Below are 13,159 nucleotides of genomic sequence, written 5' to 3' on the forward strand. Positions count from 1 at the left end.
TAGCGATATGACAGATTACTTTTTTATCCCATTTTGAAGTAAATACAAAATTGTACTTTTTTAAGCAAATAAAAATCTTTTGCAAGATATGAGCTTTTTAATACTAGACAATTTTAAAAACAGTATTAAAATTTCTCATAGCTCAATTCTCAATGCTATAACCATGAAATACCTTACCAATCAACTCCCAAGTAATACTTTAGTTAGCGACGAACAAACTTATCTTTGGTTTAGTGGCACTTCGTATTTGGGCATTCCTCATCATCCTATTTTTAAAGAAAACTTCATTAAAGCCGTTGCCGATTATGGTACTTCTTGGGGAAGTTCAAGAAATAATACTGTTCAATTAAGCATTTATGAAAAAGCAGAAAAAGCTTTGGCAGAAATGGCACAAATGCCAGCCGCACTAAGCGTTTCGTCGGGAATGTGGGCGGGGCAATTGGTCGTAAATTTCTTAAAACACGAAGGTGCTACTTTCTTTTTTGCTCCGAAAACGCATCCTGCTTTGTGGAATGGAACGATTCCATTTTCTTCCGAAAGTTATCAGGCATGGACATTATCCATTGCTGAAAAAGTACAAAATACCTTCGCCGACAAGATTGTCATCTGTACCGATTCTGTGGGTTCTCCTTATGTAGAATACTTTGATTTTGAATGGATTAATACACTTCCAACGCATAAAAATATTACCGTTGTTATCGACGCTTCGCATAGTTTTGGGATTGATTTACCCAAAATTTCAGCTAAAAACATTCACTTAATTATTACTTCTTCGCTCAACAAAGCAATGGGTATGACGGGCGGAGTAATTTTTGCAGAAAAAGATTTTATCGAAAAGCTAAGACACTTTCCGATGTTTTCTGGAGCATCACCCATGATGCCTGCCTTGTTGGAAGCGTTTGTCAATTCAACTGATATTTTTCAAGAACAAAGAACAAAACTCTTTAAAAATATTCAATACTTCAATCAACAAATTCCAAATTCAAATTTAGATAGTATTGACAATTATCCTGCTTATTGTACCCATCAAGTAGGTCTTCACGAACACCTCAAAAAGCACGGCATCATGACAGCCTGCTTCCCATACCCCACCGCCACCGATTTACCCGTTACTCGCTTAGTAATTAGTGCCTTGCATACAAAAGAAGATTTAGATAAATTAGCTGAAGTTTTGAATGTTTGGAAGTAAAATTAGGTAGCACGAGTTTCCAACTCGTAAAGCAACTATTACACGAGTTGGAAACTCGTGCTACGGAAATTATACTTATTTTACTAGATGACCATTACATTTCACTAGATGGCAATTTAATCAAACAAGATGACTATTCCATTTTACTAGATGACAGTTCCATCAAACAAGACGACCATTCTATTTTACTAGATGACAGTAACATCAAACAAGATGACTATTCTATTTTACTAGATGACAATTTCATCGAACAAGATGTCGATTCCATTTTACTAGATGGCACTTACATCGAACAAGATGTCGATTATATTCAAATTATGAGAATTTTGATTGATAATGAACAGTAGTACGAGTTTCCAACTCGTAATTAACGATTACTTTACGAGTTGGAAACTCGTGCTACGGAAATACATCAACAAATTGACAAATGAATAAACACAAAATAGCTAAAACTTTAACGCTAATCACTTTGCTGTTAGTGACTTCTGGTATGACTCAAGCTCAGAATCTTGATACTGATTTCCTCCCTAAATTAATGGCTACTAAGACCGAACAGTTCAAAGATATTTTGGATAATGCCGATAAGTATCGGGTGCAAATTCTTTATACTCAGATTGATAGAGATAAAAAGAACCGTCCGACTTTTAAAAGTTATGGTTTTAGAATCAACAATTCTGAGTATTTTTATCCAGCCAGTACGGTGAAGTTTCCAGCAAGCGTGATGGCTTTGGAGAAAATTAATAAACTCAACATCAAAGGATTAACCAAAGAAACACCCATGTTTACGGGTGCGGAGTATGAACGTCACACACCTGTAGCGAAAGACTCTACAGCAGAAAATGGCTTGCCTTCGGTGGCACATTATATCAAAAAAATATTGATGGTTTCGGATAATGATGCTTTTAATCGGCTCTATGAATTTTTAGGACAAGAAGCGTTTAACGAAACCCTTCATCGGAAAGGCTATGAACAAAGTCGTATTTATCACCGCTTACAAGTGGGTATGAACCCTGAACAAAACCGAAGAACAAATCCTATCCAGTTCAAAGAAGACGACAAGGTTTTGTATGAACAGCCTATGGTGATTTCTGAGAAAAATTACGCTTCACCTACGCCCATTTTAATAGGTAAAGGTTATATGAAAGGAGATTCTTTGGTGAAAGAACCTTATGCTTTTACTGACAAAAACTTTTTCCCATTATTAGAGCAACAAGGTATTCTGAAATCTGTACTTTTTCCAGAAGCTGTTCCTGCCAAACAACGCTTTCAATTGACGGATTCCGACTATCGGTTTTTGTACAAGTATATGTCACAAACGCCTACTGAAAGTACTTATCCGAAGTATGAAGCTCCCGATTTTTATTCGACCTATTGTAAGTTTTTGATGTATGGAAGTCATAAAGACGATGTGGTAAATCCAAATATTCGCATCTTTAACAAAGTGGGCGATGCTTATGGTTTTTTGTTGGATAATGCCTATATCGTTGATTTTTCAACAGGTGTAGAGTTTATGCTCACGACTGTTTTGCTTTGTAATAATGATGAAGTTTTCAACGACGACCACTATGATTATGAAACCGTTGGCTTTCCTTTTATGAAGAATTTAGGACAATTGATTTACAACTACGAAAGTACTCGTCCGAGAAAATTTAAAGCAGATTTGAGTAAGTTTAAGGTGAGTTATGATAAATAAATATTACTATCTTTGAGCTACACAAATTTCTAGTAATATCGTTCAGATTTTTACAAACCTTTCTATGAAAAAAATTCTTCTAACAACCATCATTTTACTATTTTCTTTTTTTCACCTCTACGCACAGCAAGTTCCCACCATTACGACAGGACAAATAACTGAAGTTGTATGTAAAGGAGATACAATTTCCGTTCCATTTACAAGTACTGGCTCGTTTGATGCAGATAACACCTTTATGGTGCAGATTAGAGGTAGTCAACAATGGATTGATTTGGCTACAGAAGGTACCTCTAGCCCCTTAAAAGCAATAATCCCGTTAAATTATTTCACTCGTGAAAACAGTAATGATAATCAACAATCTATTAGAGTTATTGCGACTAAACCAAATATAATTGGTCGAGAATCTAGTTTCTACACCATTTATTCAAAACCTAACATTACACTATCTGGTGCTTCAATTCTTGATATTAGCCCTTATACCAGTACAGTATTAAAATTTAAAGGGTCAGGGAGTACGCCTATTACTGTAGTGCTTATGGACAGCACAAAACTTTCTATAAATTTTTTAAAATCTAATTTTGAATCAAATGACCCTTTTAATGCCTCAATCTATCCAACAAAAACAACAAACTACAAAATAGCCTATACAGAAAATATATGTGGTAGGTCTAACGGTTTTGGTAATGTTAGCATCACTGTTAATGAAATAGGGCTTAAAGCTTTAGAGCCAAATGTCACTAAGATATGTGTAGGTAACGTACTTAAAATTCCCTATTCTGCTTCTGGTAAAATCAATTCAGATAATCAATTCAAAATTAAACTTAGTAGTAGCAACGATAAATCAGAAACCTATGAAATTGATGCTGTTGCCAAAGACAATATCATAGAAGCTATTATTCCAGAAAAAATACCTCAAGGCACATATTATTCCTTACAAATTATTAGTAGTAGTCCAAAAGCCAGTTCTATTTGGTATGATTTTAACATACTTATCACTGAAAAGGCTGGTGTAGAAATTGCTCAAGAAAATATTGACGTTATTTGGGGCAACAAAGTAAATCTTAATTTTACACTAAAAGGACTGGGACCATGGATGGTAAAAATGAATGATGGCACTAATATTCCTCTAAGGATGTTCGATTATACGTCACCAAATTCCACTCTTACACAGAATTTCCAAATCAAACCTGATAAATCACAAAAATATTCTATTACATCCTTTATAAGTGGTTGTGGTTCAGGAATTGGCGGACAAAATATTACAAGTGTGATTGTAAAACCAGGAGTAGTACTTGATTCTATACAACAATTTAAAGAAATATGCGTAGGAGAAACTATTTCCGCCAAATTTCGTATCAATAGTTCATCATTGAATCCCAGTTCATTCAAAGCTGTTTTAAATGATTTTAACAATCATACAGTTATTCTTCCTGCTTCTTTCAATGATGGTTTATTAAAATTAGCCATTCCCAAAACACTGCTTGATATTAATGATTTTAATCTTACTTATCGTTTAGGTATATCATTCAACAATAATAAAAATATAGTTTACAGTCCTAATTCTATTCAAATAAAAAATAAGCCAACAGCTACCTTACTTGACGCCGATCCTTTTGAATTAGAAGAACCTGGCATTGTTTATATTCCAGTGAAAGCAACAGGAACCGGTATTATGACTTTTGTTTTTAATGATTCGATTAACATTGAAGATAGAAGTTATCCAGGATATGCTCTAAATAGCGATATTCCAGTGATTGATGTAAACGTTATAAAAAATACAACATTCAAACTTACTTCAGTTAGTAATTTGTGTGGAACAACTTACATTAATGAAAATAAAAAGATTGATGTCACTGTAAAAAATCCAAAGAAAAATGATTTAACAATAAAGTACGTAAATAATCAAATCTGTGCAGGTGATAGAATAAAAATACTAATTGATACACTAGGTAAATTTCAAGATAATAATGAATTTAAGGTTTTACTTTATGTAGGAATGTACAATAGAAACCCTACTGTTATTGGATCAGGGAAAGGAAAGTTAATAGAAGCATCAATCCCAAGTAATTTAGCAGGTAGTGCAGGTGCATATTACATTGAAGTAGTATCAACAAATCCTGTATTAGCTAGTCGCAAGCGAAATATAATGATTAATGCTAAACCAAACGCTAAACTTCTTAGCTATTCTACTTTACAAAATAATGAAGCCGTATTGTTAGCAGGTGAATCTATTAATACCTACTTAACTGTTGAAAACAGTATTCTTCATGATGGCACATATAGTAATTATGGATATAGTTTTTCAGATGGTACCAACGGTTTCGGACGAGGTAAATCATTTTATCCAACTTTTACAAAAAGTAATACTTACTCCCTACTATCAATATCAAATGAATGTGGTAATGGTACGGTTAGTAATGATATAAAAATAAAAGTTGTTCCCTTTAAAATTATTCGAAATTCTAATTCCATACAAAGCTCCAGTCCTCCTCTATCTATTTGCTCAGGAGCTAATTTAACCTATTCTTATTCCATTTTAGGAAGTGCAGAAAATGGTACAACTTATAATTTACAAATTGCATCGGCTAAAGACTCCGTCTTTACCGATTTAGTAAGTAAAACAAGCGAAAACCCTATCAATGTTAAAATTCCTAGTCAAATCAAAGAGGGAGTATATTTTATTCGATTAGTTAGCAATACAAACGAACCTCAGTCATCATCTTGGGCAAAATACAATATCAATGTTTTGAACAACGTAAATTTCACAACAGTATCAAGCCATGATACAATAACAGAATATGGTGGGAATGAAGTTAAATTTAAATATCAAAGTAAATCGGCAACACCAACAAACATTATCATTGCAGATAATTTTGGTAAAGTATATTCTTATAACAGTCAATCACTTGAAAACACAATAAGTATTATTCCTCAAAAAAGTACTACCTTTTCTATAAAATCAGTCGAAAATGTTTGTGGCTATGGAACAGCTAGTGGTTCTGTAAAAGTTACTATTATACCAGCATTAGTAATTCAATCAACGGGTTCATTAAATGGTTGTAGCGGAAAAGAAATAGAAATAAATTATTCTCCAGTAGGTGAATATGAGGCTGGTAATACTTTCAAATTTTCTTTTATAAACAAATCGAAGCCTAATATTAAGTATGAAGTAGGGCAAACGAGTAATGCTTCAGGAAATATAAAGTTAAAAATACCAAGTGATGCTCTTTGGGGAAGTTATCAATTAGAAGTAATTTCTTCAAAACCAGCCCTAACAAAGACTTATACAGACAACATCTTCAATATTTTCACCACATCTGATATTACCATTACTGGTAATACAATCATCAATGCTGGGCAAACTGCCTATTTCAAGCTTACGAATAACTCTCTTAAATCAAGTGCGTTATTAAGTTTAGATGCTGGGAATTATGAACTTTCAGATGGAACGAAAGGCAATTTTTATTATTATGAAAATATAGTTGCTGTTAAGCCTAGCCAAACAACAACTTACACACTTACTTCTGCTAACAATACTTGCGGTTTAAGTAAAATATCAGGTAATGTTACTGTAACAGTTAACCCTATTTCAAGCAAAAGTATCAATACAGAGTTCTATTCAAATTATGGCTACCCATATATTTGTCCTGGGGCTAATTATAATTTATATTATTACACGAATGGAAATTTTACGGCAAGTACTAAATTTTCAGCCCAAATTTCTGATAAAAATGGTGAAAACTATGTTGACATAAAAATGCAAGGGACAAGTAATCCATTACTAGTTACCATTCCTACTGATTTACCTACAGGAAATAATTATCGTTTTAGAGTAGTATCAACAGAAACGGATGTAAGTAGTTCAGCTAGCTCTTCACCTTTAAATGTGATGATAAACCCTACAGTAAGTTTTGATTCTTTAGTTTATATGAGTGATAGTAAACCTGTAAATTTAAAGTTTGATTTTAGTGGTACTCCTCCATGGTTTTTTAGGTTTGGCATAGACCAATCAACAACCCAATCTTACAGGATAGAAACTTCACCATTTACTATAATTGTAACTCCTAAAACTTCTGTTTCCTATAAAATATATAACTTAAACGATGCCTACTGTGTAGGAAAAGTATCAGGAACGGGAATTGTTCGCATTGAGCTTGTCACTGCCAATGAAGACCCTAGAGATTTGAATATAACGCTGTTCCCTAACCCAACAGCAGACTTTGTAACGATTAGAAGTGACAATTTTAAAAATACGACATTAAAGATTGTTGACGCTTTAGGAAAAGATATTTCAGAACAAGACTTAGTCAAATCTGAAACGGTTTTAGATTTTAGTGGTTTGACTACAGGCGTTTACCTTCTGCAATTCAATCGAGATAATAAACGAGTGGTTTATAAAATCCAAAAACTCTAATTTTTTAAATATTAAACTCCTTTCAAGTGTTAAATTTGAAAGGAGTTCTTTTTTAAGATTATATTCATAGAAATGTTTAACCCGTCAACAAACACTAACTTCCAACAACATTATGAAAAAACATTTCCTGCTATTCTTCTTCATTAATATCACAATTTTTGCAAGTCCTGTAAAATATACTTTTCCAACACTAACCCTTGCAGATTCTTCTGTTTCGCAGATTATAGATAGTTTTATGCAGCGGTTTGCTCCAGATAAACGAACAGCTATTTTTCAAATTGATGCTTTTCGAAAAGATAATCAATTGATTCTGACAGGAAAAACTAATTTGATAGAAGCTAAAAATGCTTTAATCAGTCGTCTGAAAGTAGGAAATGCCATCGTTGTTGATGAAATTAAAACTCTTCCTGAAACTGAATTAGAAGATAAAATTTATGGTTTGGTCGAAGTATCCGTTTGTAATATTCGCTACTCGCCTCGGCATAGCGGAGAGTTGGCTTCGCAGGCTTTATTGGGTACTCCAGTAAAGATTTTAGAGAAAGAAGATAATGGCTGGTTGTTGATTCAAACGCCAGATAACTATATCGCTTGGGTGGACAGAGGTGCAATTACTGCCATCAAAAAAGAACAATTAAAGCAATGGCAAAACTCGCCTAAACTTATTTATACTCGTTCGTATGGTTCGGCATATTCAGAAGCGAATATTAATTCAGAAACTGTTTCTGATTTGGTAGCAGGTTGTATTATTGAATTGAAAGCCGAAAAAGACGGCTTTTATGAAGTACTTTTTCCTGATAACAGAAAAGGATTTATTGCTAAAAGTGAAGCTAATATTTACAACAAATGGCTTTCGGGAATTAATGCTACTGAAGAAAATCTTGATAAAACATCAAAACGTTTAATGGGCGTTCCATATTTATGGGGTGGTACTTCTTTCAAAGGTGTTGATTGTAGTGGTTTTACCAAAACTGTTTATTTCTTGAATGGAATACTCTTGCCACGTGATGCTTCGCAACAAGTAATGATTGGTGAAACAGTTGATAAAACAGGCAATTGGTCAAATTTAAAAACTGGCGATTTATTATTTTTCGGAGAAAAACGTGAAGATGGCTCTGAAAGAGTAGTTCACGTAGCGATGTGGTTGGGAAATGGTGAATTTATTCACGCTTCGGATAAAGTGAGTATCAATAGTATGAATTCTTCTGCTCCGAATTATGATGCCTACAATTTCAAAAGATATTTACGAGCAAAACGTATTTTAAAAACTGGAATGGATGGAATTGAAAAGTTGAAATCGGATAAAGTTTATTAATGCTTAAAAGAAATGGGAACCTATCTGTATAAGTTCCCATTTTAATTTATATTTCATTCAAAAGTAAAAGTATTTTTACGCTCCAAAAACTCCTTTTATTTTGCCCCAAAGTCCTTTTGACGCTTCTTTGGCTTCTTCAATTTTTTCGGTAGCAACTTCTTTTAAGTCTTCAATTCCTGCACTTACTTCTTCTTTTAAATCATTAAATTCCTCTGTAGCTTCGGCTTTGAATTCTTCTGCTTTGGCAGCAATATCTATGTTTTTTAATTCCGTAATTTTTTCATTGACGGCTTCTTTTACATCTTCTAATTTTTCAGTCGCTTCTGCTTTCAGCTCAGTAATTTTCGCTGTTGCTACTACTTTTGCTTCTTCAAATTTTTCGGTAGCTTCGGCTTTAATTTCCTCAAATTTTGCTGTTGCTTCTGCTTTTAACTCTTCCGCTTTTCCTGAAATATCAATACTTTTTAATTCAGTGATTTTTTCATTTAATGCTTCTTTTACTGCGTCGAGTTTCTCTGTAGCCTCAGCTTTTAGCTCAGTAACTTCTTCTGCGGTTGCGGCCTTTACTTCTTCAAGTTTCTCAGCAGCTTCTTCTTTCAATTCCGCAGTTTCAGAAGCAACATCAATACTTTCTAATTCTGTGATTTTTTCAGTTACTGCTGTTTTTACTTCTTCAAGTTTTTCAGTTGCTTCTGATTTTAACTCTTGAGCTTCCGCAACAACATCTGTACCTGTAACTTCATTGATTTTATCCGTTGCAACTTCTGCTAAATCTTCAATTTTTTCAACAAGTATTGGTTGCTTCTCTTCTAATTGCTCTTCGGTTTGAGTTTCTTTATTTTCCATTGTTTGTGTTGTTAAAGTGACATTACACAAATATGAAAAAAATTAACAAAACTCCCTAATAATCAATAGAATAAGTTATCATTAAATAAGCTTACTAAAGTTCTTTTTTAGGATTACGAAAAGCATATACTAAAACACCAGTCGCAAACAGTACTACAGGCACACTTAGCCATTGCCCCATATTAAAAGCCATATCATTTTCAAAAGAAACTTGATTCTCTTTTAAGAACTCGTAGAAAAAACGAAGAATAAATACATACAATAAAAAGATGGCTGTCATAAAACCATTGGTTGTATTTTGTTTTTTCTTCGACCAAAACCACATCAAAATCACAAAAAGTACCAAACAAGATAGACATTCATATAATTGTGATGGGTGACGTGGAACAACTTCTAAATAATCATGTCCGAGCGACGGGTCATTAAAAAAGTTAAATGCCCAAGGTACATCTGTTTGTTTTCCTACAATTTCAGAATTCATCAAATTTCCAAAACGAATAAATGCACCGCCCAAAGCTGCTGTTGGTACTACCCTGTCGGTAACATATAAATAAGGAACATTTCTCTTTTTGGAGTACAGATAAAAGGCAATTAACATCCCAATTACTGCTCCGTGCGATGCTAAACCTGCATAAGGAGGTTTAATCATTGATATAAAAAACTTAACAGGGTCGCTTAACAATAGTGGATATTCATAAAAAAAGTAATGCCCCATTCTAGCCCCTACAACGGTAGCAATCATGGCATACAATAATAATTCATCGGCTTCTTCAAGCGAGCGTCCTTCTTTTTTAAACATATAGCTAAGTACTTGATAGCCTGCTAAAAAAGCCATTGCAAACATTAATCCGTACCAACGAATCGGGAAACCGAAAATTTCAAAAATTTCTGGAGAAGTATGCCAGTCAATATATGTTAATAACATTTGTATATGTTGATTTTTAATAAAAATATTTTTCAAAAATACAGCTTTTCTATCGAAAGATTTTCTTTTGTTTTATTAAAATACCGTGAAAATCGTTCTAAATTTTCTTTACAAATTTAAAAAGGCTTCTAAACCTCCCTCTAAATTTTTTAATTGCTGAAAGCCTTTTTTTGCTAAAATTTTTCTAGCTATTTCGCTTTGTAAACCTGAATAACAAACAATGATAATTTCTTCTTGCTGTAAATGAGCTATTTTTTCAACAGAAAGTAACAGTTCATCTAAAGGAATTTGCATTCCTCCAATATCAAAATCTTCAATTTCGTAAGGCGTTCGGATGTCTAAAATCTGAAGTGATGACAAACGTTCTTTAAATTCTGTAGGAGAAATACTGGATGAATTCATGGCAAATAAAAGTGGTCTGCCTCTTCGACAGACCACCCGAAATTATTTTGAAGCAAAACCAAATTAGTCTAATTTATTATAAGCTAAAATACCTCCTAATACATTTCTGACATTGGTATAACCTTGTGCCGTTAAAAATGCTTTAGCGTTTCCTGAACGAGCACCCGAACGACAATGAACAATCACTTCTTCCTCTTTCCAAGCTTCAATTTCATCCAAACGGTCTGGTAATTCTCCTAACGGAATCAATTTTGCTCCAAGATTTTGTTCATCAAATTCATATTCTTCTCGTACGTCAAGGAAATTAAAATTTTCACCTTTGTCAATTCTTTCTTTAAGTTCTTCTACAGTAATATCCATTGTGTTGGTATTTTATTGATTGTTAATTTTAATGACTAATCCATATTTTTCTGACAAATGTATTACGTTCATTTGAAAGTCGCAAAAGATACATTCCTGAATTTAGATGCTGTAAATTAATCGACTGACTGTCAACATTTTCTTTCAAAATACTTCTTCCATAAACATCTAATACTTCTACATTTTTCAAAGAACTATCGTTCCAATGAATAATATCTGGACTTGGATTTGGTGAAACGACTAAGTTCCTATCTTGAATTTCCGTCTCATTTTCCAATACAACATCCAAAGGCTTTCCTCCCATCACTGGACGAATCATCATACTTCCTCTGATAGCCTTGTAAATACTTGCATCAGCATTCGCTACATTCGCCCACGAATTACTGATATTAAAAAAATGTTTATTGGTGAATTGAGGCGAATTTTTATCTAAACCAACAATGATTGGCTCATCATCTGTCAATTGTAAGTAACCCACATAAAAAGTATCTGTAACGGCAACTGGGTCAATCGTGTATTCAACAAATCCATTCTGAACATCAGAATACTGTACTTTTGTGTAAAGTCCTCTGAGAATCTGCCCAGGTTTTCCGTGGTCATTTCCCATAACTTGTAAAGTAATGTTATTTCCAACGATATTTGTTAACGATGGCTGTAGATTAATACGAATTGCCTTTACAACATCAGCTTTATTGTTTACAAATTGGATAGCTACTCTTCCAAAACCTTTTTTAAGATAAGCACCCGCTTCTGCCGTTCCGTCGTCGTAAGCATAAAAGTTATCTAAAGCTACTGTTGTTGAAATGGTGTCATTTTGTGTAAGAATTCCATTTCTGAAAGAAATATTACTCGCATCTTGTGTTCCCAACAAGAATTTAAAATTTAAGTAAGCTTTATCGCCTGTAATATTATTGGCAAAATTATTTTTGAACTTAAACACTTTTGAAGCACCAGCCGTCAAGGCATCTCTACCTACTCTTTGGTCTTTTTGCAAAGTATCATTTCCTGCTGAAAGGTTTGTGTTTCTAACAGAAAAATAAATATTTACGTCGTTATTATTACTGTACAAATTGTTCACTTTCACACCCGTAGAATCATTGATTTCTGCCGATGGCGAAGGTTTTCCTGCTAAAAACTGAACCAATGGCATTGAGCGATAACGTTTTAATACTGGTTCGATATTATCACTACAAGCTATATCTTTCAAATAAGAAACTCTTTCAAATTTGTTCGTTTGGTTGTTCAGAACACTTCCTAAAATATATCCATTTACAGAATTGTCACTTTTTTTTGCCAAACAAACATAGTCTAAATGCCAAACATCAAATTGACCTGATTTTCTACCAAAACTCTGAAAACGAAATTGAAAATTTGAATGAAAGTACAAATTAGCACGAATTGGCAAAATTACTTGACTGAAATTGGAAGGAAGGTTTATACCTTTTTGCACCCAAACGGTATTCCAAGTATTGCCGTTCGTTAAAAATTGTAATTGCAATGAATCTGATAAATCTGGTTGTTCGCCCAAGCCTTTTCCTTGCCAAAAAAAACTAATATATAAAGAGTCAGCAGGAGTCTGAACTGATAAATTGATTGGAAGTGATGTTAAAGTATCTGTTGCTCCTTGGGTCAATTGATTCGTAAAATCATAAGGGAAACCATTGGCTTGTAATCCATCAAAAGTTGCCACATTCACCGTTGGTTGATTGACAGCTAAAGTATTATTCACAAAAACGCCTCCACCAGTTTGCCAAAGTGTAGGAATTGTTTGTCCGTTTTTTACCGTTGAAAAATCATCAAAAAAAGGAAGTGTTAACGCATTTATTCTACTACTTGCTTGACTTTTCTGTAAAGACGTTGATTGATTTTGCGGTACAGGAATTGTTAAAAACTGCGCATTCGAAACCTGATGAATAAGTAGGAAGAGTAGAAAAATAAAGAAGTGTTGCGTGAAACCACACAACACTATATTTTTTGATTTGATTAAATCAGAGGATATTTTTTTCATGAAATCGTTT

At 33.4% G+C, this 13,159-nt stretch carries 10 protein-coding genes; 5 read left to right on the forward strand and 5 right to left on the reverse strand.

The features are described from left to right. Positions 1-163: 163 nt before the first annotated feature. The 5 genes from HNP25_RS12605 (at position 164) to HNP25_RS12625 (ending at position 8,608) form a co-directional block, all read left to right on the forward strand. Positions 164-1,189: an aminotransferase class I/II-fold pyridoxal phosphate-dependent enzyme gene (locus HNP25_RS12605; RefSeq protein WP_184134630.1), complete on the forward strand. Its 1,026-nt coding sequence runs from the start codon at positions 164-166 to the stop codon at positions 1,187-1,189. 47 nt (positions 1,190-1,236) lie between these two features. Further along, a complete protein-coding gene (locus tag HNP25_RS12610; RefSeq protein ID WP_184134631.1) occupies positions 1,237-1,536 on the forward strand; it encodes a hypothetical protein in 300 nt (99 codons plus the stop codon). Positions 1,537-1,616: 80 nt separating this feature from the next. After that, positions 1,617-2,882: a serine hydrolase gene (locus HNP25_RS12615; protein ID WP_229202855.1), complete on the forward strand. Its 1,266-nt coding sequence runs from the start codon at positions 1,617-1,619 to the stop codon at positions 2,880-2,882. A gap of 64 nt (positions 2,883-2,946) precedes the next feature. After that, a complete protein-coding gene (locus HNP25_RS12620) occupies positions 2,947-7,296 on the forward strand; it encodes a T9SS type A sorting domain-containing protein (RefSeq protein ID WP_184134633.1) in 4,350 nt (1,449 codons plus the stop codon). Between the two features lie 112 nt (positions 7,297-7,408). Next, on the forward strand, positions 7,409-8,608 hold the full coding sequence (locus HNP25_RS12625; RefSeq protein ID WP_184134635.1) for a C40 family peptidase: 1,200 nt from the start codon (positions 7,409-7,411) through the stop codon (positions 8,606-8,608). A gap of 75 nt (positions 8,609-8,683) precedes the next feature. Here HNP25_RS12625 and HNP25_RS12630 read toward each other — a convergent pair whose 3' ends face one another. From HNP25_RS12630 to HNP25_RS12650, 5 genes are all read right to left on the reverse strand, one after another. After that, the gene (locus HNP25_RS12630; protein WP_184134637.1) at positions 8,684-9,454 is read right to left on the reverse strand and encodes a hypothetical protein; all 771 of its coding nucleotides are present in this window, start codon (positions 9,452-9,454) and stop codon (positions 8,684-8,686) included. 94 nt (positions 9,455-9,548) lie between these two features. After that, complete coding sequence (gene lgt, locus HNP25_RS12635; protein ID WP_184134639.1) at positions 9,549-10,379, reverse strand: prolipoprotein diacylglyceryl transferase; 831 nt, start codon at positions 10,377-10,379, stop codon at positions 9,549-9,551. A 108-nt stretch (positions 10,380-10,487) separates the two neighbouring features. Next, entirely contained in the window at positions 10,488-10,781 is a 294-nt protein-coding gene (locus tag HNP25_RS12640) for a rhodanese-like domain-containing protein (RefSeq protein WP_184134640.1), read from the reverse strand. A 63-nt stretch (positions 10,782-10,844) separates the two neighbouring features. After that, the gene (locus HNP25_RS12645; protein ID WP_184134642.1) at positions 10,845-11,141 is read right to left on the reverse strand and encodes a rhodanese-like domain-containing protein; all 297 of its coding nucleotides are present in this window, start codon (positions 11,139-11,141) and stop codon (positions 10,845-10,847) included. A 28-nt stretch (positions 11,142-11,169) separates the two neighbouring features. Continuing rightward, positions 11,170-13,149: a T9SS type A sorting domain-containing protein gene (locus HNP25_RS12650; protein ID WP_184134643.1), complete on the reverse strand. Its 1,980-nt coding sequence runs from the start codon at positions 13,147-13,149 to the stop codon at positions 11,170-11,172. Between the last annotated feature and the right edge of the window lie 10 nt (positions 13,150-13,159).

Origin of the sequence: Arcicella rosea, from assembly GCF_014204325.1 — a bacterium.
Classification (GTDB): domain Bacteria; phylum Bacteroidota; class Bacteroidia; order Cytophagales; family Spirosomataceae; genus Arcicella; species Arcicella rosea_A.